The sequence below is a fragment of the Paraburkholderia sp. CNPSo 3272 genome, from assembly GCF_024206495.1.
GTDB lineage: Bacteria > Pseudomonadota > Gammaproteobacteria > Burkholderiales > Burkholderiaceae > Paraburkholderia.
Map to the genome: position 1 here is coordinate 21,705 of NZ_JAMBPQ010000036.1, position 24,298 is coordinate 46,002.

The 24,298-nt window shown below is 66.0% G+C and carries 24 protein-coding genes; 17 read left to right on the plus strand and 7 right to left on the minus strand.

Annotated features, from left to right (window positions below; genetic code table 11):
- Positions 1-104: 104 nt before the first annotated feature.
- The 8 genes from M3I53_RS29880 (at position 105) to M3I53_RS29915 (ending at position 7,946) form a co-directional block, all read left to right on the plus strand.
- Positions 105-1,196, plus strand: a complete 1,092-nt coding sequence (locus M3I53_RS29880; RefSeq protein ID WP_254319412.1) for a LacI family DNA-binding transcriptional regulator — start codon at positions 105-107, stop codon at positions 1,194-1,196.
- Between the two features lie 168 nt (positions 1,197-1,364).
- Positions 1,365-2,852 carry a sugar ABC transporter ATP-binding protein gene (locus M3I53_RS29885; RefSeq protein WP_254319413.1) on the plus strand — a complete coding sequence of 496 codons (1,488 nt, stop codon included), beginning with the start codon at positions 1,365-1,367 and terminating at the stop codon, positions 2,850-2,852.
- On the plus strand, positions 2,833-3,855 hold the full coding sequence (locus M3I53_RS29890) for an ABC transporter permease (RefSeq protein ID WP_254319414.1): 1,023 nt from the start codon (positions 2,833-2,835) through the stop codon (positions 3,853-3,855). The genes M3I53_RS29885 and M3I53_RS29890 overlap by 20 nt, the downstream gene beginning before the upstream one ends.
- Positions 3,856-3,956: 101 nt before the next feature.
- Positions 3,957-4,925: a substrate-binding domain-containing protein gene (locus M3I53_RS29895; RefSeq protein WP_254319415.1), complete on the plus strand. Its 969-nt coding sequence runs from the start codon at positions 3,957-3,959 to the stop codon at positions 4,923-4,925.
- Between the two features lie 14 nt (positions 4,926-4,939).
- Positions 4,940-5,989 (plus strand): sugar phosphate isomerase/epimerase, encoded by a 1,050-nt coding sequence (locus M3I53_RS29900; RefSeq protein ID WP_254319416.1) that lies wholly within the window; start codon positions 4,940-4,942, stop codon positions 5,987-5,989.
- Between the two features lie 25 nt (positions 5,990-6,014).
- Entirely contained in the window at positions 6,015-7,163 is a 1,149-nt protein-coding gene (locus M3I53_RS29905; RefSeq protein ID WP_254319417.1) for a Gfo/Idh/MocA family protein, read from the plus strand.
- 175 nt (positions 7,164-7,338) lie between these two features.
- Entirely contained in the window at positions 7,339-7,662 is a 324-nt protein-coding gene (locus M3I53_RS29910) for a type II toxin-antitoxin system RelB/DinJ family antitoxin (RefSeq protein WP_254319418.1), read from the plus strand.
- Positions 7,659-7,946, plus strand: a complete 288-nt coding sequence (locus M3I53_RS29915; protein WP_254319419.1) for a type II toxin-antitoxin system RelE/ParE family toxin — start codon at positions 7,659-7,661, stop codon at positions 7,944-7,946. Before M3I53_RS29910 ends, M3I53_RS29915 begins: the two co-directional genes overlap by 4 nt.
- Positions 7,947-7,976: 30 nt before the next feature.
- Here M3I53_RS29915 and M3I53_RS29920 read toward each other — a convergent pair whose 3' ends face one another.
- Complete coding sequence (locus M3I53_RS29920) at positions 7,977-9,143, minus strand: ABC transporter substrate-binding protein (protein WP_254319420.1); 1,167 nt, start codon at positions 9,141-9,143, stop codon at positions 7,977-7,979.
- A 92-nt stretch (positions 9,144-9,235) separates the two neighbouring features.
- Entirely contained in the window at positions 9,236-10,177 is a 942-nt protein-coding gene (locus tag M3I53_RS29925) for a CysB family HTH-type transcriptional regulator (protein ID WP_028210583.1), read from the minus strand.
- A gap of 248 nt (positions 10,178-10,425) precedes the next feature.
- Here M3I53_RS29925 and M3I53_RS29930 point away from each other — a divergent pair, with 248 nt between their 5' ends.
- From M3I53_RS29930 to cobA, 6 genes are all read left to right on the plus strand, one after another.
- The gene (locus M3I53_RS29930) at positions 10,426-12,096 is read left to right on the plus strand and encodes a nitrite/sulfite reductase (RefSeq protein WP_254319421.1); all 1,671 of its coding nucleotides are present in this window, start codon (positions 10,426-10,428) and stop codon (positions 12,094-12,096) included.
- 30 nt (positions 12,097-12,126) lie between these two features.
- The gene (locus M3I53_RS29935; protein ID WP_254319422.1) at positions 12,127-12,672 is read left to right on the plus strand and encodes a DUF934 domain-containing protein; all 546 of its coding nucleotides are present in this window, start codon (positions 12,127-12,129) and stop codon (positions 12,670-12,672) included.
- Complete coding sequence (locus M3I53_RS29940) at positions 12,669-13,436, plus strand: phosphoadenylyl-sulfate reductase (RefSeq protein WP_254319423.1); 768 nt, start codon at positions 12,669-12,671, stop codon at positions 13,434-13,436. The genes M3I53_RS29935 and M3I53_RS29940 overlap by 4 nt, the downstream gene beginning before the upstream one ends.
- A 99-nt stretch (positions 13,437-13,535) precedes the next feature.
- Positions 13,536-14,498, plus strand: coding sequence for a sulfate adenylyltransferase subunit CysD (gene cysD, locus M3I53_RS29945; RefSeq protein ID WP_069265465.1), 963 nt, complete (start codon positions 13,536-13,538; stop codon positions 14,496-14,498).
- A 25-nt stretch (positions 14,499-14,523) separates the two neighbouring features.
- Positions 14,524-15,840, plus strand: a complete 1,317-nt coding sequence (locus tag M3I53_RS29950) for a sulfate adenylyltransferase subunit 1 (RefSeq protein ID WP_254319424.1) — start codon at positions 14,524-14,526, stop codon at positions 15,838-15,840.
- A gap of 53 nt (positions 15,841-15,893) precedes the next feature.
- On the plus strand, positions 15,894-16,667 hold the full coding sequence (cobA, locus tag M3I53_RS29955) for a uroporphyrinogen-III C-methyltransferase (protein WP_254319425.1): 774 nt from the start codon (positions 15,894-15,896) through the stop codon (positions 16,665-16,667).
- Positions 16,668-16,742: 75 nt separating this feature from the next.
- Here cobA and M3I53_RS29960 read toward each other — a convergent pair whose 3' ends face one another.
- From M3I53_RS29960 to lptF, 3 genes are read right to left on the minus strand one after another with little or no spacing between them, the layout of a single operon-like run.
- Positions 16,743-17,120: a sirohydrochlorin chelatase gene (locus M3I53_RS29960; RefSeq protein WP_254319426.1), complete on the minus strand. Its 378-nt coding sequence runs from the start codon at positions 17,118-17,120 to the stop codon at positions 16,743-16,745.
- A gap of 53 nt (positions 17,121-17,173) precedes the next feature.
- The gene (lptG, locus tag M3I53_RS29965; RefSeq protein ID WP_254319427.1) at positions 17,174-18,322 is read right to left on the minus strand and encodes an LPS export ABC transporter permease LptG; all 1,149 of its coding nucleotides are present in this window, start codon (positions 18,320-18,322) and stop codon (positions 17,174-17,176) included.
- Positions 18,323-18,337: 15 nt separating this feature from the next.
- Positions 18,338-19,438 carry an LPS export ABC transporter permease LptF gene (gene lptF, locus M3I53_RS29970; protein WP_254319428.1) on the minus strand — a complete coding sequence of 367 codons (1,101 nt, stop codon included), beginning with the start codon at positions 19,436-19,438 and terminating at the stop codon, positions 18,338-18,340.
- A 134-nt stretch (positions 19,439-19,572) separates the two neighbouring features.
- Between lptF and M3I53_RS29975 the strand changes: the two genes are divergently transcribed.
- From M3I53_RS29975 to M3I53_RS29985, 3 genes are read left to right on the plus strand one after another with little or no spacing between them, the layout of a single operon-like run.
- Entirely contained in the window at positions 19,573-21,084 is a 1,512-nt protein-coding gene (locus M3I53_RS29975; RefSeq protein WP_069265459.1) for a leucyl aminopeptidase, read from the plus strand.
- Positions 21,085-21,136: 52 nt separating this feature from the next.
- Positions 21,137-21,553 carry a DNA polymerase III subunit chi gene (locus tag M3I53_RS29980; RefSeq protein WP_254319429.1) on the plus strand — a complete coding sequence of 139 codons (417 nt, stop codon included), beginning with the start codon at positions 21,137-21,139 and terminating at the stop codon, positions 21,551-21,553.
- 59 nt (positions 21,554-21,612) lie between these two features.
- The gene (locus tag M3I53_RS29985) at positions 21,613-22,014 is read left to right on the plus strand and encodes a DUF2486 family protein (protein WP_254319430.1); all 402 of its coding nucleotides are present in this window, start codon (positions 21,613-21,615) and stop codon (positions 22,012-22,014) included.
- A gap of 60 nt (positions 22,015-22,074) precedes the next feature.
- On the opposite strand, the gene M3I53_RS29990 is transcribed toward M3I53_RS29985, so the two are convergent.
- Positions 22,075-22,434 carry a c-type cytochrome gene (locus tag M3I53_RS29990; protein ID WP_254319431.1) on the minus strand — a complete coding sequence of 120 codons (360 nt, stop codon included), beginning with the start codon at positions 22,432-22,434 and terminating at the stop codon, positions 22,075-22,077.
- 122 nt (positions 22,435-22,556) lie between these two features.
- Positions 22,557-24,230 carry a dihydroxy-acid dehydratase gene (gene ilvD, locus M3I53_RS29995; protein ID WP_254319432.1) on the minus strand — a complete coding sequence of 558 codons (1,674 nt, stop codon included), beginning with the start codon at positions 24,228-24,230 and terminating at the stop codon, positions 22,557-22,559.
- Between the last annotated feature and the right edge of the window lie 68 nt (positions 24,231-24,298).

Genomic DNA, 24,298 nt, shown 5'->3' on the forward strand with positions numbered 1-24,298 from the left:
GCGGTTTCCGTACCAAAAATGTAATCGATTACATTTTGATGCGGCCAGACGGTTCACGACGCGGCCGCCGCAGGCTTCCGGAACCGGTCACCATCGCCTCGCCCATGTCCACTCGCTCGTCCAGAACGTCGCAACTGCGGCCGCAGCCGCAAGCCGAAGACGCCATCGCCATCGCCGAGACCGCCGGGCGTGGCGGCTCGATCGCGGCAGTGGCGCAGCGCGCGGGCGTCTCGGTCGCGACGGTTTCGCGCGTGCTCAATGGCCATGCGAACGTGCGCGCCGCCACGCGCGAGCGCGTGCTTGCCGAGATCGAAACGAGCGGCTACCGCGTCAACGAACTCGCGCGCAACCTGCGCACGGCCGAAAGCCGGCTGCTCCTGACGATGGTGCCCGACTTCGGCAACCCGTTTTACGCGGGGATCGTGCGCGGCATCGACAGCGTCGCGCGCCAGCATGGGTTTTTCCTGCTGCTTTGCGACACCGGCGCCGACGCCGGCCGCGAGCGCGGCTACTTCGACCTGCTGCGCCGCCATCGCGCGGACGGGGCGATCTGCCTCGACCCGGCGACCGTGCAGCACGCCAACCAGTCGATGGCCGCCGAATCGACGGCGCTGCCGTGGGTGGCCTGCTGCGAGTTCGATCCCGACGTGGGCGTGCCGTATGTGGGCATCGATAACTACCGGGCCGCGCACGACGCCGTGCGTCATCTGATCGCGCGGGGGCGGCGACGTGTCGCGCTCATCAACTCCGACGAGCACTATCTCTACGCGCAGCAGCGCCGCGACGGCTGGCGCGATGCGCTCGGCGAAGCGGGCATCGCGATGCGTGACGCCTGGCGCGTGAACGTGAACTGCCTCGACTACGACGCGGGCGCGCAGGCCGCCGCCGCGCTCATGCAGTTGCCGCCCGGCGAGGCGCCCGACGCGATCTTCGCGGTGTCGGACACGCTCGCGGTAGGCGTGGTCAACGGCCTGCGCGGTGCGGGCCGGCGCGTGCCGCACGACGTCGCCGTGGTCGGCTTCGACGATATCGCGCTCGCCGCGCAGATCGACCCGCCGCTCACGACGATCGCGCAGCCCATGCGGGAACTGGGCGAGACGGCCGCGCGCCTGTTGCTGCGGCGTTTCGCCGACCCGCACGCGAGCGTGCCGGGCGTGCTGCTGCCGCATCGGCTGGTGGTGCGCGAGAGCGGGTGAAGCCAGAAACACAAGCGGATACATAGCAGGGGAGACCAGCGGTGTTCTGCTGTGCATGGGACCGGAGTAAGGGCTAAAGCCCTAACTCCGGTCGACAGGCGGGCGGTGTTAAGCCGCTCGCCGCAACCCGCAAAGCCACAAGCGCCAGTACTGGAGGAGCGCACGCGCATGAGCGTCGCCGTGAAGTTCAACGACATCCGCAAGGACTTCGGTCCCGTGCGCGTGCTGCACGGCGTGAGCTTCGAGCTCGCGCCGGGGCGCATCCACGGGCTGCTCGGCGAGAACGGCGCGGGCAAGTCGACGCTCATGAAGATCCTCGCGGGCTACGAAAACGCGAGCGCGGGCGAGATGCTGGTGGACGGCGTGGCGCGCCGCTTCGACGGTTCGCGCGAGGCCGAAGCCGCCGGCATCGTGCTGATCCACCAGGAGTTCAACCTGGCCGAGCACCTGACGATCGCGCAGAACATCTTCCTCGGCCACGAGAAGCGCAAAGGCTGGCTCGTCGACGACGCCGCCATGCGCCGCGAAGCGCGCGAACTGCTCGCGCAGGTGGGGCTTTCGCGCGACCCGGACGTGAAGGTGCGCGACCTGATCGTCGCCGAGAAACAGCTCGTGGAGATCGCCAAGGCGCTGTCGCGGCACGCGCGCCTGCTCATCATGGACGAGCCCACGGCCACGCTCACGCCCGCCGAAACCGCACGCCTTTTCGCGCTGATGACGAAGCTGCGCGCCGCGGGCACGACACTCGTCTACATCTCGCACAAACTCGACGAGGTGGAGACCATCACCGACGACGTGGTCGTGATGCGCGACGGCCGCTTTGTCGCCGCGAGCGCGACGGCGGGGCTCGCGCGCCAGCAGATGGCGAACCTGATGGTCGGCCGCGACGTCTCCGACATGTTTCCGGAGAAAGGCGCGGCGCCCGAGATTGCCCCCGTGGCGCTGCGCGTGACGCATCTGAGCGTGCCGGGGTGGGTCGAGGATCTGGGCTTCGAGGTGCGCGCGGGCGAGATTCTCGGCTTCGCAGGACTCGTGGGCGCGGGGCGAAGCGAGGCGTTCGAGGCGATCGTCGGCTTGCGCCACAAGCACGCGGGCGAGATCGAGATCGACGGCCGCGCGGTGACGCTGCGCCATCCGCGCGACGCAATGCGCCACGGCCTTACGTACCTGAGCGAAGACAGAAAAGGACGCGGCCTGCACATGAATCTCACGCTGCAGGACAACCTTACGCTCATGACGCTCGAGCGCTACGGCCATCCGCTGCTCGATCTGAAGGCGGCCCGCCGCGCGCTGGAGAAGGCGGTGCGCGAATTCGGCATCCGCACGGGCGACCTCGACAGCCGCGCGCGCATGCTCTCGGGCGGCAACCAGCAGAAGCTCGCGCTCGCCAAGTTCCTGCAGCCCGACCCGCGCGTGATCGTGCTCGACGAGCCCACGCGCGGCGTGGACGTGGGCGCGAAGCGCGACATCTATTTTCTGATCCAGCGGCTCGCGGCCTCGGGGCGCGCGGTCGTCGTAATCTCGTCCGAACTGGTCGAGCTGATCGGGCTCGCGCATCGCGTGGCCGTGATGCGCGCGGGCCGGCTCGTCGCCACACTCGGGCACGAACATCTGAACGAAGAGGAGCTGATCGCTCATGCAACCGGCACCCACTGACGCGGCGTCCGAAGGCCGTGGCGCGCGCTCGGCCGCGGCGCGATTCGTGCACCGGCTCGCGAGCGTCGGACCGCTCATCGGCCTGATCCTGCTGTGCGTGCTCGGCACGCTGCTCAACCGCGATTTCGCCACCGCCGGCAACCTGCTCAATGTGCTCACGCGCACCTCGTTCATCGGCATCATTTCCGTGGGGATGACGTTCGTGATCATTTCGGGCGGCATCGATCTGTCGGTCGGCTCGATGGCCGCACTGATCGCGGGCGTGATGATCTGGGTGATGAATACGCTGGCGGCGAGCGAACACGCGTTTGCACCCCTGGCCATCGTCGCGATCGGCATTGCGATCGCGCTCGTGCTCGGCGCGGTGTTCGGGCTCGCCCATGGCTTGCTGATCACGCGCGGGCGCATCGAGCCTTTCATCGTCACGCTCGGCACGCTCGGCATCTTCCGCTCGGTGCTCACCTGGCTTGCCGATGGCGGCGCGCTCACGCTGCAGAACAATCTCGTCGACTTCTACGGGCCGGTCTATTACGCGAGCCTCTTCGGCATTCCGGTGCCCGTTTGGGTGTTCGCGCTCACGGCGGCGGGCGGCGCGCTCATTCTCAACCGCACGGCGTTCGGGCGGCACGTGCAGGCGATCGGCTCGAACGAGCTGGTCGCGCGCTATGCGGCGATTCGCGTCGATCGCGTGAAGTGCGCAACCTACGTGCTGCTGGGCGTGTGCGTGGGCGTGGCGACCGTGCTCTATGTGCCGCGCCTCGGCTCCGCCACGCCGACTACGGGCTTGTTGTGGGAACTGGAGGCGATCGCCGCCGTGGTGGTGGGCGGCACGGCGCTCAAGGGCGGCGAGGGGCGCGTGGCGGGCACCGTGGTCGGCGCGGTGCTGCTCTCGGTCATCGCCAATATTCTCAATCTCACGAGCATCATCAGCGTGTATCTGAATGCGGCGGTGCAGGGCGTGGCGATCATTGCGGTGGCCTTCCTGCAGCGCGGCAGACGGTAAGAATTTCGAAGCAGATCTGGCAGGGCGGTGGGGAAGTCGAAGGAGGCAGCGAAAACTCAACGCAAGAACGGGCGCGGGCCCGCACGATAGGAGACAGCATCATGAAGAAGATGATTCGAACGATGTGTGCGGGCGCGCTGGCGCTTGGCATAGCGGCGACGTTCGGTGCGGGCGCGGCGCGCGCCGACGACAAGGTCACGCTGGGCGTGGCGATTCCCACGGCCGACCATGGCTTCACGGGCGGCATCGTCTGGTGGGCGAACGAGGCGAAGAAGGACCTCGAAAAGGCGCACCCGGACCTCAAGGTCATCGTCAAGACGGCGGCGAACGCGCCCGATCAGGCGAACCAGTTGCAGGACCTCGTGACCGTCAACAAGATCAACGCGCTCGTGATCTTCCCGTACGAATCGGCTTCGCTCACGCAGCCGGTTGCGCAGGTGAAGAAGCAGGGCGTGTACGTGACGGTGGTCGATCGCGGCCTGACCGACACGAGCGCGCAGGATGCCTATGTGGCCGGCGACAACACGGCGTTCGGCAAGATCCCCGCCGAATATCTCGCGAAGCAGCTGGGCGGCAAGGGCGATATCGTCGCGCTGCGCGGCATTCCGACCACGCTCGACAACGAGCGCTGGACCGCGTTCACGTCGGTGCTCAAGGGCTATCCCGGCATCAAGATCCTCGATGCGAAATACGCGAACTGGAACCGCGACGACGCGTTCCGCACGATGCAGGACTACCTGACGCGCTTCAAGCACATCGACGCCGTCTGGGCCGCCGACGACGACATGGCCGTGGGTGTGCTCAAGGCAATCGATCAGGCCAAGCGCAACGACATCAAGATCGTGTTCGGCGGCGCGGGGTCGAAGGAGATGGTCAAGCGCGTGATGGACGGCGATGCGCTCATCAAGGCCGATGTGTCGTATTCGCCGAAGTTTATCTACGACGCGGTCAAGCTCACCGCCGAAGCGCGTTTGCAGGGCAAGTCGCTGCCGCCCACGACGATCATTCCCTCGGTGCTGATCACCAAGGAGAACGCGAAGCAGTTCTACTTCCCTGATTCGCCGTTCTGAGGACGGGGCTTGCGATGAAGACGATCAAAGGCCCAGCGATATTCCTCGCGCAGTTTCTCGGCGACGACGCGCCGTTCGACAGTTTCGCGCACATGGCCGGCTGGGCGGCCCAGCTCGGCTACAAGGGCATCCAGGTGCCCACCGATGCGCGCCTCGTCGATCTCGCGCAGGCCGCGTCGAGCGTGGCGTACTGCGACGACCTGCGCCAGCAGGCCGACGACGCGGGCGTGACGGTCACCGAGCTTTCCACGCATCTGCAAGGACAACTCGTGGCCGTACATCCCGCCTACGACACGCTGTTCGACGGCTTCGCGCCGCCGCAGGTGCGCGGCGATCGCGAAGCGCGCACGGCGTGGGCCGTCGAGCAGTTGATGCTGGCCGCGCGCGCTTCGAAGAATCTTGGGCTCAGCGCGCACGTGACGTTTTCGGGCGCGCTCGCGTGGCCGTACTTCTATCCGTGGCCGCAGCGGCCGGCGGGGCTCGTCGAAGCCGCCTTCGACGAACTCGCGCGCCGCTGGCGGCCGATTCTCGACGCGTTCGATGCAGCGGGGGTGGACGTCTGCTACGAACTGCATCCGGGCGAGGATCTGCACGATGGCGTGACGTTCGAGCGCTTTGTTGCGGCCGTGGGCGATCATCCGCGCGCGAACATCCTCTACGACCCGAGCCACTTCGTGCTGCAGCAGCTCGATTACCTCGCGTTCATCGACCTCTATCACGCGCGCATCAAGGCCTTTCACGTGAAGGACGCCGAATTCCGCCCAACGGGCAAACAAGGCGTGTACGGCGGCTACAGCGCATGGGTGGAACGCGCCGGGCGCTTTCGTTCGCTCGGCGACGGGCAGATCGACTTCGGCGCGATCTTCTCGAAGCTCACGCAGTACGACTATCCGGGCTGGGCGGTGCTCGAATGGGAGTGCGCGCTCAAGCATCCGCACGACGGCGCGCGCGAAGGCGCGGAGTTCATCAAGCGGCACCTCATCCGCGTGGCCGAGCATGCGTTCGACGACTTCGCGGGCAGCGGCGTCGATGCGGCGCAGGTGAGGCGCGTGCTCGGCCTCTGAATGCGATTCTCGCAGGAGCAACGCAATGACTCGAAGACTCAGGCTCGGGATGGTCGGCGGCGGCGAGGGGGCGTTCATCGGCGCCGTGCATCGCATCGCGGCGCGTCTGGATGACAGTTTCGAACTCGTCGCGGGCGCACTGTCGTCCGATGCGGCGCGCGCGCAGTCGAGCGCCGAGGCGCTCGGGCTCGCGCGCAGCTACGCCGACTGGCGCGAGATGGCGAGCGTGGAGGGCGCGCGCGAGGACGGCATCGACGCGGTAGCCATCGTCACGCCGAACCATCTACACGCGCCGGTGGCCCATGCGTTCATGGAGGCGGGCATACACGTGATCTGCGACAAGCCGCTCGCGGTCTCACTCGCCGAGGGCGAAGCGCTCGCGCAACACGCGCGCGACGCGAATCTCGTGTTCGCGCTCACACATACGTATTCGGGCTATCCGCTCGTGCGGCATGCGCGCGAGATGGTCGAGGCGGGCGAGATTGGCGAGGTGCGCATCGTGCAGGTCGAGTATGCGCAGGACTGGCTCGCCAATCCGGTCGAGCGCGGTGGCGCAAACCGCCAGGCGGTGTGGCGCACCGATCCGGCGCTCGCGGGGCCGGCGGGGTGTCTGGGCGACATCGGCACGCATGCTTATCAGTTGGCGGCGTTCGTGAGCGCGCTCGTGCCGGAATCGCTCGCGGCCGACGTGCATACCTTCGTGCCGGGCCGCCGCGTGGACGACCATGTGCAGGCCATGCTGCGCTACGCCAACGGCGCGCGCGGCATGCTGTGGGCAAGCCAGGTGGCGAGCGGCGCGGAGAACGCGTTGCGGCTGCGCGTGTATGGCACCAAGGCCGCCCTCGCGTTCGATCAGGAGGAGCCCAACCTGCTGTGGTTCACGCCGCAGGGCGGCGAGGCGCAGCGGCTCACGCGCGGCCGCGTGACCGGGGCCGCCGCACGGCACGCCACGCGCGTGCCGCCGGGGCATCCGGAAGGGTATCTGGAGGCGTTCGCGCAGCTCTATCGCGACGCCGCCGCGCAGATCATGGCGCGCGAGGCCGGAGAGCCCGCGCCGCCCGCGAGCCGGCTGTTGACGACGGTCGACGACGGCGTGGAGGGACTGCGCTTCATCGAGGCCATGCTCGCGAGCAGCGCGGCGGCCGGCGCCTGGCGCAGCATCGTGAGGCCGTGACTGGCCATTCGGATGAATTGAGCGCGTAGGGCCTGGCAGTGAAACTTGCGGCATGTTTAACCCACTTCAAAGGTCAAGCATGTCCAACGTAATTCATCTGCATTACACTGCGTATTCGACGAAATCGGCGACAAAGTCGGCGACAACGGCTATGACCAAACCAGGGAGTGAGTCGATGAACGCAAATGCATTGGTACAGGTTCGCATCGATCCGGCGCTCAAGCAGCGCGCGGCTGAAGTGCTCGACAACATGGGGCTCACGGTATCGGACGCCGTGCGCATTCTGCTCACGCGTATCGCGAACGAGGGGGCGTTGCCATTTGATTTCGCTGTCGATCCGGTGGCGCATGACGCGTGGTTCCGGGCGAAGGTACGCGAAGCGCTGAAGGACCCGCGGCCGACTGTGGCAGATGAAGAGGTGGAGGCGCATTTCGCGAGGCGGCGCGCGGCCGTGGCCGGCCAGCCGGAGCCCGCACGCAACCGCAAGGCGAAGAGTTGAAGGTTTGCTGGTCACCGCTCGCGCTGGCTGACCGCGAAGCGCTGTTCAACTTCACTGTGACGAGCAACCCGCGCAGAGCGGTTGCGTGGGACGAGCGGATTTCGGCATCCGTTCGACGTCTGCGGCTTTTCCCCAACCTGGGCCGGGTTGGCCGCGTGAGCAGCACACGCGAACTGGTGGTCGAATCAACGCCTCTCGTGCTCGCTTACCGGTACGAGAACGAGGCGCTCACGATATTGCGCGTGCTGCACGGCGCGCGCCGCTGGCCTGACGCTATCGACTGAGCGGCGGCAGGGCGCCGCCGCTCATGGCGCCTATTGCCCCAGGTACACGAACTTGCCCCCGCGTACCGTGCCCATCACGCTCGCGCGCTGGTCGAGGCCCACGTGGTCCGTCGGGCTCGTGTTCACCATGCCGTTGGGCACGACGACTTCGTGAGCGTGCTCCAGCTCGCTGCGCAACGCCACGCGGAACGCCTCGGTGCCCGGCTGCGCGGTCTTGAGGGCGCGCGCAACCGCGTCCTGCAAGCGCGGGTACACGCCGGCCGCGTCGCCTGCGAATTGCGTGACGGTGCCGGGGCCGTACTTCGCCTCGTAGGCATCGACGAAGGCGAGCGCCGCCTTTTGCGCCGGCTGGTCGGCGGGCAGCGTGCGCGCCACCACCACGGGCTGGGTCGGGAACAGGGTGCCTTCCACGTCCTTGCCGCCCAGCTTGATGAATTCAGGCGTGGCAATGCCGTGTGTCTGGTAGATCGGCCCCTTGTAGCCGCGCTCGATCAGCGTGCGCTGCGGCAGCACGGTCGGCGTGCCTGCGCCCGCGATCAGCATGGCGTCCGGCCTGGCCGCCATCAGCTTGAGAATCTGGCCGGTCACGCTCGCGTCGGTGCGGTTGTAGCGCTCGGTCGCCACGATCTGGATGTTGCGTTCCTTCGCATACTTCGTGAATTCGTTGAGCCAGCTGTCGCCGTAGCTGTCCGCAAAGCCGATGAAGCCCACGCTCTTCACGCCGTGCGCGGCCATGTAGCGCGTCATGACGTCGGCCATGGCGGCATCGGTCTGCGCCATTTTGTAGGCCCACACGCGCGCGCCCTGCTGCGGCTCGACCACCGAGCCCGAGCCGACCAGGGTGATCATCGGTGTCTTGCTTTCCGCCACCGGGTCGAGCGCCGCGAGCGCCGCCGGCGTGATGTTCGGCCCGACGATCACGTCCACGTGGTCTTCGTTGATGAGCTTGTGGATGTTGCGTACGGCGGCGCCAGGGTCCGAGCCGTCGTCGAGCACGATGTAGTCGGCCTTCTGGCCCGCGATCGTGTCGGGCCACATCAGCATGGCGTTCTTGCTCGTGATGCCGATGGCGGCAGCGGGTCCCGTGCTCGAGAGGTCGATGCCGACTTTGATGTCGGCGTGGGCAGCCGGAGCGAAAGTGGCGGCGGCAAGGGCGCAAGCCGCGGCGAGCGGGCGCAAAAGCGGGTACAGCTTCATCCGATGGGTCTCCAGGCGAGAAGTGATGTTGTTGGAATGCGGATTTTGTCTGATTTTTCTTCCTGCGCGGCTGAGGTCGCGGCCGCCCGACGCTACAGCTCGTAAGTCTCGTGCTCGCCCTTGAGCGCCTGCTCGATGAGCTTGCGATTCAGGCTCGGTGACAGCAATTCGACTAGCGTATACACATAGCTGCGCAGGTAAGCGCCCTGCTTGAGCGCGACGCGCGTGACGTTGCTGCCGAACAGGTGTCCCACGGGCACCGCGCGCAGGTGGCGGTCGCGCTCGGCGTTAAAGGCGATGTCGGCCATGATCCCGACGCCTAGGCCCAGCTCCACATAAGTCTTGATCACGTCGGCGTCGATGGCTTCCAGCACGATGTCGGGCGAGAGCGCGCGCAGGCGGAACGCGTCGTTGATCTTGGTACGTCCGGCGAACGCATTGTCGTAGGTGATCAGCGGATATTGGGCCAGATCGTCGAGCGAAAGCGGCTTGCGCTCGAGCAGCGGATGGTCGGGCAGCATCACCGCCACGTGATGCCACGTGAAGCACGGCAGCGAAACCAGTTCCTTGTAGCCGGAAATGGCCTCGGTCGCGATGCACAGATCGGCCTGGTCATGGAGCACCATTTCCGCGACCTGGGTCGGGCTGCCTTGGAGGATCGAGAGGTGCACCTTCGGGAAGCGCCGCTTGAACTCGGCGATGGCGGCGGGCAGCGAGTAGCGCGCTTGCGTGTGCGTGGCCGCGATAGTGAGGTTGCCCTGGTCCTGCGCCGCGTAGTCCTTGCCCACGCGCTTGAGGCTCTCCACTTCCTGCAGAATGCGCTCAACCGAGGCGAGGATGATCCGGCCCGGCTCCGTCAGCGAGCGCACCCGCTTGCCGTGGCGGGTAAAAATCTCGACCCCAAGCTCGTCCTCCAGCTCGATGATCGCCTTCGAGACGCCCGGCTGGCTTGTATACAGTGCCTTGGCCGCTTCGGTGAGGTTGAAGTTCTGGCGTACGGCCTCGCGGACGAAGCGGAACTGGTGCAGGTTCATAGTTAATCCTTATAACCTGTTTGCATATCGACCTGATTTTTGAGTCGTTTGAAATATAAGGGGAGTTTATTACCATTCCTCCAACTTTTCCAATATGGATATCTGTTTTGGTCATTAGCAAATGGCCGGCGCGATGGAAGGCGCGGCCGCCTCGCGAGAGGCAGGACAGAGCGGAAAGAGCGAAGTCGAGAAGTCGGAGCGCGGCGTAACCGGAACGCAGCGATTGAACCAAACCCTGGGGTCCCCGAATGTACCAATACGATCAGTACGACCAGACCATCGTCGACGAACGCGTCGCGCAATACAGCGACCAGGTCCGCCGCCGCCTGTCGGGCGAATTGAGCGAAGAAGAGTTCCGTCCGCTGCGCCTGCAAAACGGCCTGTACTACCAGCGCCACGCCTACATGCACCGCATCGCGATTCCGTACGGCAACCTGCGCAGCGACCAGCTCCGCATGCTCGGCACGATCGCGCGCGAGCACGACCGCGGCTACGGCCACTTCTCGACGCGTTCGAACATCCAGTACAACTGGATCAAGCTCGAAGAAACGCCGGAAATCCTGCGCAAGCTGGCTTCCGTGCAGATGCACGGCATCCAGACCTCGGGCAACTGCATCCGCAACATCACCGCCGACCAGTTCGCGGGCGTCGCACCCGACGAGATCGTCGATCCGCGCCCGTGGGCCGAAATCCTGCGCCAGTGGTCGACGTTCCACCCCGAATTCGCGTGGCTGCCGCGCAAGTTCAAGATCGCCGTCTCCGGTACGAAGGAAGACCGCGCCGCCGTGCAGATCCACGATCTGGGCGTCTACCTCGACCGTAACGAAAAGGGCGAAATCGTCGCGAGCATCCTCGCGGGCGGCGGCCTCGGCCGCACGCCGATCGTCGGCGCCATTATCAGGCGCGACCTGCCGTGGCAGCACCTGCTGACCTACTGCGAAGCCGTGCTGCGCGTGTACAACCGCTATGGCCGCCGCGACAACATGTACAAGGCGCGCATCAAGATTCTCGTGAAGGCGCTCTCGCCGGCGAAGTTCGCCGAGCAGGTCGAAGAAGAGTGGCAGCACCTCAAGGACGGCCCCTCGACGCTCACGCAGGAAGAAGTCGATCGCGTCTCGCAGTACTTCGTGCCGCCGGCGTATGAAAAGATCGCCGACACGGATACGTCGTACGAGAAGCATCTGCTGGAAAACCGCGCGTTCGCGCGCTGGGTCGAGCGCAACGTGCGCCCGCACCGCGTGCCGGGCTATTCGTCGGTCACGCTCTCGCTCAAGCCGCGCAACATCGCGCCGGGCGACGCCACCGACGCGCAGATGGAAGCCGTGGCCGACTGGGCCGACGAATACTCGTTCGGCCAGATCCGCGTCTCGCACGAGCAGAACCTGATCCTCGCCGACGTGAAGAAGCGCGACCTGTTCGCGCTGTGGGAAAAGGCGAAGGCGCAAGGTTTCGCGACCGCGAACATCGGCCTGCTTACCGACATCATCGCGTGCCCGGGCGGCGACTTCTGCTCGCTCGCCAACGCGAAGTCGATCCCCATCGCGCTGGCCATTCAGGAGCGTTTCGACAACCTCGATTTCGTCTACGACCTGGGCGACCTGTCGGTCAATATCTCGGGTTGCATGAACTCTTGCGGTCACCACCACGTCGGCAACATCGGCATCCTTGGCGTCGATAAGGACGGCTCGGAGTGGTACCAGGTGTCGCTCGGCGGCGAGCAGGGCAACGGCGCGCGCCTTGGCCGCGTGATCGGACCGTCGTTCTCGGCGGAAGAGATGCCCGACGTGATCCAGAAGGTGGTCGACACGTTCGTCGAGCTGCGCATCGAGGGCGAGCGCTTCATCGACACGTACGACCGCCTCGGCATCGCGCCGTTCAAGGAGCGCGTGTACGCATCGCGCCAGCCGGCCCACGCCTAACGAACGCAACGAGACTACGAGATTCGAGCAATGGCATTGATCATCAAAAAACGCGAGATCGTTGAAGACAACTGGCAAGTCGTGCGTGCGGCCGAAGACGGCGCATTGCCCGAGGTTGGCGCGCTGCCCGCGGGCAAGGTGCTGGTGCCGCTCGCTTACTGGCAAGCGCAGCGCGATGCGCTCGTCGCTGCGCGCGGCAAGGACGAACTCGGCGTGTGGCTCGCGCCGGACAGCGAACCGGCCGATATCGCCGGCGATTTCGACAAGCTCGCGGTGATTGGCGTGGACTTCCCCGTGTTCCGCGATGGCCGCGGCTTCTCGATCGGCCGTCTTCTGCGCGAGCGCTATGGCTACAAGGGCGAACTGCGCGCGATCGGCGACGTGCTGCGCGACCAGCTGCGCTTTCACGAGCGCTGCGGCTTCGATGCGTTCGCCGTGCGGGCCGACAAGGACATCCACGACGCGCTCAAGGCGTTCACCGAGTTCACGGTGCAATACCAGGGCGCCTTCGACGAACCGTCGCCGCTGTTCCGCCGTCGTCTGGCTCAACAAGCGCGACAAGGTTCGGCAGCATGAGCACCGTCGCGAACGAAATCACGGCCGAGCTGCAGGCGAAGATCGGGCGCCTCGACGCGCTGCTCGATTCGATTGCGGCGCGTCACGCCGACGTGAAGCTGGCCAGCAGCCTCGCAGCCGAAGACATGCTGCTCACGCACGCGATTCTTTCGCGCGGCGTGAAAATCGGCGTCTTCTCGCTGAACACGGGCCGCCTGCACGCCGAAACGCTCGGCATGATCGACGTGGTGCGCGAGCGCTACGGCTACGAGATCGAGCAGTTTCATCCGCAACAGGACGCCGCGGACGAATACGTCGCCCAGCACGGCCTGAATGCGTTCTACGAGAGCGTCGATCTGCGCAAGCGCTGCTGCGAAATCCGCAAGGTCGAGCCGCTGAACCGTGCGCTCTCGGGCGTTTCCGCCTGGGTCACGGGCCAGCGCCGCGAGCAGTCGGTCACGCGAGCGGAGCTGCACGAGGAAGAACGCGACGAAGCGCGCAACATCGACAAGTTCAATCCGCTCGCGGACTGGACCGAAGCCGATGTCTGGGCCTACCTGCGCGCCAATGACGTGCCCGTGAACCCGCTGCACGCCCGCGGCTATCCGAGCATCGGCTGCGAGCCCTGCACCCGTGCGATCCGTCCCGGCGAAGACAGCCGCGCGGGCCGCTGGTGGTGGGAATCGCGCGACACGAAGGAATGTGGCTTGCACATCACGTCCGTGTCGGCCATTCCGGTGGTCGCAGTGTCGTCCGAAGTGTCGTCAATCGACCAGGCGAACTAAGATTCAAGTTTGTCGCGCCGTCGTGAAGACCGGCGCGCTACCGAATACTGAGTACTGCGCGCCCCGTAAAAAGGGCGCGAATAAACGAAGGATCCGAACATGAGCACCACGCTCGACTCAGCAGTGAACGCACCGCTCCAGGTCACGGCGAACCGCATGGACCATCTCGACTGGCTCGAAGCCGAGTCGATCCACATCCTGCGTGAACTCGTCGCCGAATGCAGCAAGCCTGCGCTGCTGTTCTCGGGCGGCAAGGACTCGGTCGTCGTGCTGGCGCTCGCATTGAAGGCGTTCGGCCTCGGCGCGAACCGCAAGACCGCGCTGCCGTTCCCACTCGTGCACATCGACACGGGCCACAACTACGAAGAGGTGATCGACTTCCGCGATCGCCGCGCAGCCGAAATCGGCGCGGAACTCGTGGTCGGTCACGTCGAAGATTCGATCAAGAAGGGCACCGTGCGCCTGCGCCGCGAAACCGATTCGCGCAACGCCGCGCAAGCGGTCACGCTGCTGGAAACCATCGAGCAATACGGCTACACCGCGATGATCGGCGGTGCGCGCCGCGACGAAGAAAAGGCGCGCGCGAAGGAACGCATCTTCTCGTTCCGCGACGAATTCGGCCAGTGGGACCCGAAGGCGCAGCGCCCGGAACTCTGGAGCCTGTACAACGCGCGTCTGCACAAGGGCGAGCACCTGCGCGTGTTCCCTATCTCCAACTGGACCGAACTCGACGTGTGGCAATACATCGAGCGCGAGAAGCTCGAACTGCCGTCGATCTACTATGCGCACCAGCGCGAGATCGTGCGCCGCAACGGCCTGCTCGTGCCGGTCACGCCGCTCACGCCGATGAAGGAAGGCGAAGTCAGCGAAATGGCGCAGGTGCGTTTTCGCACCGTGGGCGACATCAGCTGCACGTGCCCGGTGGCGAGCGATGCCGACAACGTCGAGAAGATCATCGCCGAAACGGCCGTGACCGAGATCACGGAACGCGGCGCGACGCGCATGGACGACCAGGCGTCGGAAGCCGCGATGGAACAGCGCAAGAAGCAAGGTTATTTCTAAAGAGCACGCAGAGGAAAGAATAGACATGGTTACGACGCATCAACCTGAAGACCTCGGCGTGCTGCGCTTCATCACGGCGGGCAGCGTGGACGATGGCAAGAGCACGCTGATCGGCCGCCTGTTGTACGACAGCAAGGCTGTTCTGAGCGATCAGCTCTCGGCGCTGTCGCGTGCGAAGAACAAGCGCACGGTGGGCGACGAGATCGACCTGTCGCTGCTCACCGACGGCCTCGAAGCCGAGCGCGAGCAGGGCATCACGATCGACGTGGCGTACCGCTACTTCGCCACGGCCAAGCGCAAGTTCATCATCGCCGACACGCCGGGCCACGAGCAGTACACGCGCAACATGGTCACGGGCGCTTCGACGGCGCACGCCGCGATCATCCTGATCGACCCGACGCGCGTGACGGTCGAGAACGGTGTGACGCAACTGCTGCCGCAAACCAAGCGCCACAGCGCCATCGTCAAGCTGCTGGGCCTGCAGCACGTGATCGTCGCGATCAACAAGATGGATCTCGTGGACTACAGCGAAGCGACGTTCAATCTGATTCGCGAAGCCTATGTCGTGCTCGCGCGCCAGCTCGGCCTCACCGACGTGCGTTTCGTGCCGGTTTCGGCGCTCAAGGGCGACAACATCGTCGCCGCGAGCGAGCGTATGCCGTGGTACGCCGGCGAGCCGCTCCTCGACGTGCTCGAACAACTGCCGCTCGCGCCGGCCACCGGTGAAGCGCTGCGCTTCCCGGTGCAGTGGGTCGCGCGCCAGGACGGTTCCAGCGCCGACGACTTCCGCGGCTACATGGGCCGTGTCGAAGCGGGCGAAGTGAAGCTCGGCGACGCCATCTCGGTGCTGCCGGCCGGCCGCAGCGCAACGGTGGCCGAAATCATCACGCCGGTGCCGGGCGGCACGGCGCAGGTGGATCGCGCGTTCGCGGGCCAGACCGTGACGATCCGTCTTTCGGAAGACGTGGACGTTTCGCGCGGCGACACCTTCGTGCCGGCGGCCGATGCCGCGCAACCCGCGAAGAAGCTCGAAGCGGACCTCTGCTGGTTCGACGACGAGCCGCTTTCGCCGCAGCGCAAGTATCTGCTCAAGCAGACTACGAGCACGGTGTTCGCAAAGATCGGCGCGGTCAAGCAGGTGCTCGACGTGCATACGCTCTCGCACGCCACCGACCGTCACGAACTCGCGATGAACGATATCGGCCGCGTGGCGCTCTCGCTGCAGAAGCCGCTCGTCTGCGATCTGTATGATGCGAATCCTGGCACCGGCGCATTCGTTCTGATCGACGAGGCGACGCATCACACGGTGGCCGCGGGCATGATCCGCGCGTTCTCGGCGTAAGGCGCTGCGCGAGATTGCGGCCGCGCGCGGCCGCAACAATGGATTCGAAGCATATGGGCAAGGTATATCTGATCGGCGCGGGACCGGGCGCAGCGGACCTCATCACGGTGCGCGGCGCACGCCTGCTCGCGAGCGCCGACGTCGTGCTGCACGACGCGCTCGTCGAGCCGGCCATGCTCGAGTACGCGCCGCCAACCGCGAAGTTCATCGCGGTCGGCAAGCGCTGCGGGCAGCGCTCCACAGCGCAGCACTTCATCAACAAGCAACTCGTCGATGCGGCGCGCGAGCACGCCGTGGTCGTGCGCCTGAAGGGCGGCGATCCGATGCTGTTCGGCCGCGCCGACGAGGAAATGCGCGCGCTCGAAGCGGCCGGCATCGCGTTCGAAGTCGTGCCGGGCATTACGGCGGCGCTGGCGAGCGCGGCGACGCTGCAACGCTCGCTCACGCTGCGCGGTGTGGCGCGCAGCGTGGCGCTCGCGACCTATTCGCGCGCGGCGGGCAGCGAGGAGATCCGCGAGCAGGTCAACGCAGATTCGCTCGTCTTCTACATGGGCCGTGACAGCGCGCCCGAGATCGCGCGCCAGCTGCTCGAGGCGGGCCGCGCGGGCGCCACGCCGGTGGCGATCGTCGAAGCCTGCAGCACGGCGCGCGAGCGCACGCTGACGCTGACGCTGGCGAGCCTCGCAGCGGGCGAGGCGCAGGACTGGCTCGACCCGGCGCAGCCGAGCCTGCTCATGATCGGCGATGCGTTCGCCGAACGCTCAGGGCAGGCGCAACACGAAGACGAAGCGCAGGACGACCATCGAGGCCGTCGCGCCGCGGCCTGAGCGCCACGCGAACGAGGCCAGGAAAACAAAACGGGCTCGCTGAAAGGCGAGCCCATTTTTTATGCGTAAGGGGCTCTAGTCGCGGTCGTTTTCGATGCAGTACCGCACGATCGCGTCGAGCACCGCATCGTCCTCGCCGACGGCGCCGGCACAACGCAGGCGCACATCCGGATGCTCGCTCTGACATTGTGCGATCAGCGCGGGCAAATCGCGGCGCACGTGGCCGCCCTGACCAAAGAACACGGGCACGACCGTGATCGTGTCACAGCCTGCCGCGACTTGGCCGGCGATCGCATCCGGCAGGCTCGGCGTCATGAGTTCGAGAAAGGCGAGGCCGACCGGACCCGCGTCGCCGCGCGTGGCGGCAAGCTTCGCGGCGAGCCGCTGGAACGGCTCCTGCCAGCGCGCGTCGCGCGCGCCGTGGCCGAAGAGAATCATGCCATGCGTGCCCATGCTTGCGAGCCTGTGCAGTTAGCGGCCGAACTATCGGCTGAACGCTACCGGCATCAATGCCGGTCGACCCATTTGAGCCCGATCAGCCCGACCACGAGATAGATGAGCCCCGGTGTCGCCGCCGTGAGCGGCGCGGGCCAGGTGTTCAGTGTACCCACGTGCGAGAACAGCGTGTTGACGAGCTGGAAGCTCATGCCGAGCATGATCCCGCCGAACACCTTCATGCCCACCACGCCGGCGCGCGTATGCAGATACGCGAACGGCAGCGAGAGCACGAGCATCACGAACACGGCGAACGGGTAGAGCAGCTTGCGCCAGAACGCGATCTGGTAGCGCTGCGCGTCCTGATGGTTCTCGGTCAGATGCTGGATGTAGCGGAACAGGTTGAACATCGACATGCGGTCGGGCGAAACGAGCAGCACCGAAAGGATGTTCGGCGTGAGCTCCGAGCGCAGCGAGTATTCGGGCGCCGAAGTCTGCTCGGCGCGATAGACCGGATTGAGCGCATCGACCGGCTGGTTCTGCGGCGGCGCCACGCCGATCAGTTGCGTATCGGTCACGTCCTTGAGCAGCCAGTGGCCCGGCGGCTGGAACGTGCCGCTTTTCGCGAGGCGCACGTTGGAGAGCCGGAACTGCGAATCGAATTCGTAGATGCGCACGTTCGTGATGGTCGCATCGGGCAGCAGTTCGCCGACGTTCACGAAGCGCGTGACCTGCTCGCCGTCGGCGCGTGCGCTGAGCGTGTCCTTCACCCACACACCCGACTGGAAGTTGCTCGACACGGCCGAGCCCAACGCCTCGAGACGCACGCGCTCGGAGAGCTGGTCGGTGTAAGGGCCGACGACTTCTCCGATCAGGTAGGTCAGCAGCACGAGCGGCACGCCGATCTTGAGCAGCGAGCGCAGCGCCTGGTTGGTGGCGAGGCCCGACACGCGAAAGATCGTGTACTCGGAATTCGCGGCCATTTGCGCGAACACGTAGATCGCGGCTATGAGTGCCGCGACCGGGATGATCTCGTAGAGCCGCGAGGGCGCCTGGAGCGCCACGCGCAGCACCGCGTACTGGAATTTGTAGTTGCCGTGGCCGACCGAGTTCAGCTCGTTGATGAGGTCGAAGAAGAAGAACAGGCCGGAGAAGGCGAACAGGATGAAGATGAACGTCAGGTAAACCTGGCGAGCGAAGTATTTTTCGTAGATGCGCATCGGTCAGTTTCCCTCTCAGTTGCCAGGAGAGGCGCGCCGGAACATCGCACGTGTAAAGAGCGGCCGGTTGCGCACGCGTATCCAGAAGATGAACACGACGAGCGCGAGCACCACGGCGTGCAGCAGGACGAGACCGACGCCGAAAGGCATCTTCCCTTGCTCGATCTGCGACTGCACGACGTTGAGCAGGTTCGAATAGGTGAGGTAGATCAGCACCGCCATCACGAGATTGATCGTGCGGCTGCGGCGCGGGTTCTGGTAGGCAAGCGGAATGCCGAGCAGCATCAGGTTGATCGCGATGAGCGGCAGACCGGCGCGCCAGGCGAGCTCGCCCAGGTTGTCGTTGGTCGGGTGGCGCAAAAGGCCCGGCGTGGACGTGGTGCTCGCCGAAGGCGTGTTCACCAGCGGCTGGCTCGTGATCTTCACGCCATAACGCTGGAACTCGCTGATGCGAAAGTCCGGGTGGCCGGGCTCGCCGTCGTAGCGGCGGCCGTTTTCGAGCACGACGAAGCGGTCGCCGCCCTTCATGGTTTCGGTGTGGCCCGTCTTCGAGACGATCACGCTCACCTTGCCGTTTTCCGTGCTCGTGACGAACACGTTCTCCACGCGGCCCTGGTCGGGGCTCATGCTCTCGATGAAGAACACGCGGTGCGTGGTGGGCGATTCGCGGAACTGGCCGGGCGCGAGCAGCGATACTTCATCGCGCTGCTGGAAGCGCGCGCGAATCAGCTTGCTTTGCGCATTCGACCACGGCCAGCCGATGAAGGCGAAGAACACGATGAGCACGATGATCGGCGCGGCAAAGGTGGCGACCGGTTTGATCAGGCGCGTGAGGCTCACCCCGGAGGAGAGCCACACGACCATTTCGGAATCCTTGTACCAGCGCGTGAGGACGAACAGGATCGACACGAATAGCGTGACGATGAGCATGACGGCCATGTAGCCGATCACGGTGAGGCCGATCAGCACCAGCACGTCGCGTGGGTCGATTTGACCGGACGCGGCGAAGCCGACGATGCGGATCATCATCGTCGTCAGCATGATCGTGAGCAGAACCATGAACACGGCGCCGGCCGTGTACGCGAGTTCGCGCTGCAGGGAACGTTCGAAGATCATTCTTGATGGGCAGGGCAGGCGGACCTTGCCGGGAGGCGCGCAGCTCGCGCAACCGCCCAGGAGCCGCCGCGGGAAAAATAGCGGATAATTGCGGCTTTCATCCTAAGCCCTGATTTTATCCGAGGACAAGCGCGATGGACTTTAGCATAAAAGCCTGTGACTGGAGCAAAGGCGGGGACGGCCCCTTCCTGACCGGCAAGTCGGATTGTGTCGTTGTCGGCGTGTTCGAGGCGCAGACGCTCTCGGGCGCGGCGTTCGCGATCGACAGCGCCATTGGCGGCGCAATCGCGCGCGTCGTCAAGGCCGGCGACATCGACGGCAAGGCCGGCTCCACGCTGTTCCTGCCGGAAGTGAGCGGCATCGGCGCCTCGCGCGTGCTGCTCGTGGGTCTCGGCAAGCAGGACGCGTTCGGCCAGAAGGCTTACGGCGACGCGGTCAAGGCCGCGTGGCGCGCGATCCTCGGCACGAAGATCGCGCAAGTCACCTTCACGCTCGCGCAATTGCCGGTGAAGGAGCGCACGGGCGACTGGGGCGTGCGCACCGCCATTCTCGCGCTGCGCAACGAGACCTATCGCTTCACGCAGATGAAGAGCAAGCCCGACGTCTCGCAGCGGGCCCTCAAGCGCGTGGTCTTCAGCATCGACGCCGCCGAAGAGAAAGCGGCGAAGCTCGCGGCGAAGCAGTCGGTCGCGCTCGCCAACGGCATGGACCTCACGCGTGACCTCGGCAACCTGCCGGGCAACGTCTGCACGCCGACCTATCTCGCGGCCACGGCCAAGAAGCTCGCGCGCGACTGGAAGCTCAAGGTCGAAGTGCTCGGCCAGCGCCAGATCGAGACGCTCAAGATGGGCTCGTTTCTTTCGGTAACAAAGGGCTCGGTCGAGCCGCCGCAGTTCATCGTGCTGCACTATCAGGGCGCCAGCGCCAAGGCCGCGCCCATCGTGCTGGTCGGCAAGGGCATCACGTTCGATACCGGCGGCATTTCGCTCAAGCCCGGCGAGGGCATGGACGAGATGAAGTACGACATGTGCGGCGCGGGCTCGGTGCTCGGCACGATCCGCGCGGTCGCCGAAATGGGGCTCAAGCTCAACGTGATCGGCATCATTCCGACCTGCGAGAACATGCCCGCGGGCAACGCTACGAAGCCGGGCGACATCGTCACCACGATGGCGGGCCTCACGGTCGAAGTGCTCAACACCGACGCCGAAGGCCGCCTGATCCTGTGCGACGCGCTCACCTACGCCGAGCGCTTCAAGCCGGCCGCCGTGGTCGACATCGCCACGCTCACGGGCGCCTGCATCATCGCGCTCGGCCATCACAACAGCGGCCTCTTCTCGAAGGACGACGCGCTCGCGGGCGAACTGCTCGACGCCTCGCGCGAAGCGAACGATCCGGCCTGGCGCCTGCCGCTCGACGACGAGTATCAGGACCAGCTCAAGTCGAACTTTGCCGATCTCGCCAACATCGGCGGGCGTCCGGCGGGCAGCGTGACGGCGGCGTGCTTCCTGTCGCGCTTCACCGAAAACTACCCGTGGGCGCACCTCGACATCGCCGGCACGGCATGGAAGAGCGGCGCGGCCAAGGGGGCAACGGGCCGTCCGGTGCCGCTGCTCGCCCAGTTCCTGATCGATCGTGCCGGGCAATGAGGGCAGGAATGGCGATTGCTGCCCCCCTGACGGTGTGTAAAGTGGTGTGGGCATGACGCGCATCGATTTCCACACGAACGTCGGCGACTCGCTGCTGTATGCGTGCCGCCTCGTGCGCAAGGCGTATCAGGCGGGCCAGCAGGCGGTAGTGCTGGCCGAGCCCGCGCGCCTGCGCGCGTTCGACGAAATGTTGTGGACCTTTTCGCCGCTCGACTTCGTGCCGCATTGCATGGCCGACAGCGCGCACGCGGGCGAGTCGCCCATCGTGCTGGCAACGGATCTCGAGCGTGCGCCGCATCATCGTGTGCTGCTCAATCTCGGCGCCGAGGTGCCGCCTCAGTTCGCACGCTTCGAACGCCTGCTCGAAGTGATTGGCGATGCGCCCGACGAACTCGAGTCGGGCCGTGAGCGCTATCGTTTTTATCGCGATCGCGGTTACGCGCTCAACAGCTACAAGCAGGGCGGCTGAGGCCGGACGCGAGAGGCGTACCGGCGTGAGGCCGACTGCCCCGACCGATGGAGGGATACATGTCCGGCATGCACGAATCGGAAGATGCTTCGATTCCGCTCTTGAGCGAGGTGATGGTGTCCGGCAATCCGCTGCGCGCGCACAACGTCGAAGAGGCGAAGAGCGCGACGGCCGCCGCCGTCCAGGCCGCCGTGGCCGAGCGCGAGGAGGGCCTGTTCGCGCACGACGCCGACGCGCTCGTCGAGCGCCTGCGCGGCCGTTGCCTGACCTGGCTTACCGGCGAAGGCCGCGCCGTGATCGAGGCGCGCTGCAGCGCCGCGATGCAGGAACATACGAACTGGCTCGTGGGCCAGGTATCGCGCGAAATCGGTCTCGCGCTCGAAACGGAACTCACGAACTGGGTGAAGGCCGCCGTGCGCGAAGAGCTGGCGGCGCGCGCGGGGCGTCCGCCTTCGGCCTGATTCAGTCGGGCGTGCGGCGGCGAGCGGCCACCTTGCGCCCCCGCCGTCACGCCGTTCGCTTCACTTGAGCGTGAGGATCCAGCTCGCGAGCTGGGCCGCCTGTGCGGGGTTCAGCTGCGTGTTGGCCGGCATCGGCACGGTGCCCCACACGCCGGTGCTGCCTTCCAGAATCTTGTGCGTGAGATAGGCCTGCGCCTCGGGCTTGCCCGCGTATTTCGCGGCGACATCGCGCAGGGCGGGCCCCATGAAATTGCGTGTCACCGAGTGGCAACTCATGCAGTTCTGCTGCTGGGCGAGCGCGGGGCCGGCGGGTCCATGCTGCGCGCGGGCCGGGGCTGCCCCGAGTACGCCGGCAAGGCCGATGGCGAGCGCGGCGGCGAGCGTCGCTGTCTTGTTCTTCGCTTGCGACTTCCGTTTCATACTGGTCTCCGCCCGCGTGTGCGCCGGCTGTGTCGTCGCATTATAAAAGCAAAGGGCGCACGTTCTGGACGTGCGCCCTTTGCTTTACTGCAGGTCGAGACTCGAGTGGCGCGTGGCCCGGCTTAGCCCGTCACCGCGCCCTGGTTCGCCGGGCGCGCGAGCGCCGCGTACTTTGCCATGACACCTCGCGTGTAGCGCGGCGCGGGCTGCTTCCAGGCCGCGCGCCGGCGCGCGAGTTCGGCGTCGTCCACGTTCAGTTGCAGCAGGAGCTTGTGAGCGTCGATGGTGATCGAATCGCCTTCCTGCACGAGCGCGATCGTGCCGCCTTCAAACGCTTCCGGCGCGACGTGTCCGACCACCATGCCCCAGGTGCCGCCCGAGAAGCGCCCATCGGTGATGAGCCCAACCGACTCCCCGAGCCCCTTGCCGATGATCGCCGAAGTCGGCGCGAGCATTTCCGGCATGCCGGGCCCGCCCTTCGGGCCGAGGTAGCGCAGCACGACCACGTCGCCGGCCTGGATCCTGTCCGCGAGGATCGCTTCCATCGCGCTCTGCTCGTCGTCGAATACGCGCGCGGGGCCCGTGATGACCGGATTCTTCAGGCCTGTGATCTTGGCTACAGCGCCCTCGGTCGCGAGGTTGCCCTTGAGGATCGCCAGATGGCCTTCCTTGTACAGCGCCTGGCTGATCGGGAAAATCACCTTCTGGTCCGCGCGTGGCGAGGACGGCACGTCCTTGAGTTCTTCCGCGATGGTCTTGCCCGTGATGGTGATGCAGTCGCCGTGGAGGAGGCCCGCATCGAGCAGGATCTTGAGGACCTGCGGAATGCCGCCGGCCTCGTGCAGGTCGGTGGCGACGTACTGGCCCGAGGGCTTCAGGTCGCAGATCACCGGCACCTTCTTGCGCATGCGCTCGAAGTCGTCGATGGTCCATTCGATTTCCGCGGCATGCGCGATGGCGAGATAGTGCAGCACGGCGTTGGTCGAGCCGCCCGTCGCCATGATCAGCGCCACGGCGTTCTCGATCGACTTCTTCGTGATGATGTCGCGCGGCTTGAGGTCCTGCTTGACGGCCTCGACCAGCACGCGCGCCGATTCCGCCGCCGAGTCGACTTTCTCCTCGTCGGGGTTGGCCATCGTCGACGAATACATGAGCGACATGCCGAGCGCCTCGAACGACGAGCTCATCGTGTTCGCGGTGTACATGCCGCCGCACGAACCGGTGGAAGGGCAGGCGTTTTTCTCGACGCCTTCGAAATCTTCTTCGGTCATGCGCCCCGCGGTGAATTCGCCCACGGCCTCGAACGCCGAGACGATGGTGAGGGCCTTACCTTTCCAGTTGCCCGGGCGGATCGTGCCGCCATACACGTAAATGCCGGGCACGTTGATCCGCGCGAGCGCGATCATGCCGCCGGGCATGTTCTTGTCGCAGCCGCCGATCACGACCACGCCGTCCATCCACTGGCCTTGCACGCAGGTCTCGATGCAGTCCGCGATGACTTCGCGCGAGACGAGCGAGTACTTCATGCCCTCGGTGCCCATCGACATGCCGTCCGAGATCGTAGGCGTGCCGAAGGTCTGCGGGTTCGCGTCGGCGCGCTTGACGGCGTCGACGGCCGCGTCGGTCAGGCGCTGCAGGCCGGCGTTGCACGGCGTGATGGTCGAATGGCCATTGGCGACGCCGATCATCGGCTTGTCGAAGTCAGCTTTCTCGTAGCCCAGCGCGTAATACATCGAACGATTGGGCGAACGGGCGACGCCTTGCGTGATGTGCTTCGAACGACGGTTATAGGGCATGGGGACCTCCGGTGGATTTTGTCTCGGATGCCGGGCGTGGGTTCTGTTTTGGGGGGGGGCGCCGGCAC

What these genes read in the sequence shown, in the direction of transcription:
- M3I53_RS29985 (WP_254319430.1), top strand. Translation starts at nt 21,613, where the DNA reads ATGTCCGGCATGCACGAATCGGAAGATGCTTCGATTCCGCTCTTGAGC.
- cysD (WP_069265465.1), top strand. Translation starts at nt 13,536, where the DNA reads ATGAGCACCACGCTCGACTCAGCAGTGAACGCACCGCTCCAGGTCACG.
- M3I53_RS29950 (WP_254319424.1), top strand. Translation starts at nt 14,524, where the DNA reads ATGGTTACGACGCATCAACCTGAAGACCTCGGCGTGCTGCGCTTCATC.
- cobA (WP_254319425.1), top strand. Translation starts at nt 15,894, where the DNA reads ATGGGCAAGGTATATCTGATCGGCGCGGGACCGGGCGCAGCGGACCTC.
- M3I53_RS29905 (WP_254319417.1), top strand. Translation starts at nt 6,015, where the DNA reads ATGACTCGAAGACTCAGGCTCGGGATGGTCGGCGGCGGCGAGGGGGCG.
- M3I53_RS29885 (WP_254319413.1), top strand. Translation starts at nt 1,365, where the DNA reads ATGAGCGTCGCCGTGAAGTTCAACGACATCCGCAAGGACTTCGGTCCC.
- ilvD (WP_254319432.1), bottom strand. Translation starts at nt 24,230, where the DNA reads ATGCCCTATAACCGTCGTTCGAAGCACATCACGCAAGGCGTCGCCCGT.
- M3I53_RS29900 (WP_254319416.1), top strand. Translation starts at nt 4,940, where the DNA reads ATGAAGACGATCAAAGGCCCAGCGATATTCCTCGCGCAGTTTCTCGGC.
- M3I53_RS29910 (WP_254319418.1), top strand. Translation starts at nt 7,339, where the DNA reads ATGAACGCAAATGCATTGGTACAGGTTCGCATCGATCCGGCGCTCAAG.
- M3I53_RS29975 (WP_069265459.1), top strand. Translation starts at nt 19,573, where the DNA reads ATGGACTTTAGCATAAAAGCCTGTGACTGGAGCAAAGGCGGGGACGGC.
- M3I53_RS29920 (WP_254319420.1), bottom strand. Translation starts at nt 9,143, where the DNA reads ATGAAGCTGTACCCGCTTTTGCGCCCGCTCGCCGCGGCTTGCGCCCTT.
- M3I53_RS29880 (WP_254319412.1), top strand. Translation starts at nt 105, where the DNA reads ATGTCCACTCGCTCGTCCAGAACGTCGCAACTGCGGCCGCAGCCGCAA.
- lptF (WP_254319428.1), bottom strand. Translation starts at nt 19,438, where the DNA reads ATGATCTTCGAACGTTCCCTGCAGCGCGAACTCGCGTACACGGCCGGC.
- M3I53_RS29990 (WP_254319431.1), bottom strand. Translation starts at nt 22,434, where the DNA reads ATGAAACGGAAGTCGCAAGCGAAGAACAAGACAGCGACGCTCGCCGCC.
- M3I53_RS29930 (WP_254319421.1), top strand. Translation starts at nt 10,426, where the DNA reads ATGTACCAATACGATCAGTACGACCAGACCATCGTCGACGAACGCGTC.
- M3I53_RS29935 (WP_254319422.1), top strand. Translation starts at nt 12,127, where the DNA reads ATGGCATTGATCATCAAAAAACGCGAGATCGTTGAAGACAACTGGCAA.
- M3I53_RS29960 (WP_254319426.1), bottom strand. Translation starts at nt 17,120, where the DNA reads ATGGGCACGCATGGCATGATTCTCTTCGGCCACGGCGCGCGCGACGCG.
- M3I53_RS29925 (WP_028210583.1), bottom strand. Translation starts at nt 10,177, where the DNA reads ATGAACCTGCACCAGTTCCGCTTCGTCCGCGAGGCCGTACGCCAGAAC.
- lptG (WP_254319427.1), bottom strand. Translation starts at nt 18,322, where the DNA reads ATGCGCATCTACGAAAAATACTTCGCTCGCCAGGTTTACCTGACGTTC.
- M3I53_RS29980 (WP_254319429.1), top strand. Translation starts at nt 21,137, where the DNA reads ATGACGCGCATCGATTTCCACACGAACGTCGGCGACTCGCTGCTGTAT.
- M3I53_RS29895 (WP_254319415.1), top strand. Translation starts at nt 3,957, where the DNA reads ATGAAGAAGATGATTCGAACGATGTGTGCGGGCGCGCTGGCGCTTGGC.
- M3I53_RS29940 (WP_254319423.1), top strand. Translation starts at nt 12,669, where the DNA reads ATGAGCACCGTCGCGAACGAAATCACGGCCGAGCTGCAGGCGAAGATC.
- M3I53_RS29890 (WP_254319414.1), top strand. Translation starts at nt 2,833, where the DNA reads ATGCAACCGGCACCCACTGACGCGGCGTCCGAAGGCCGTGGCGCGCGC.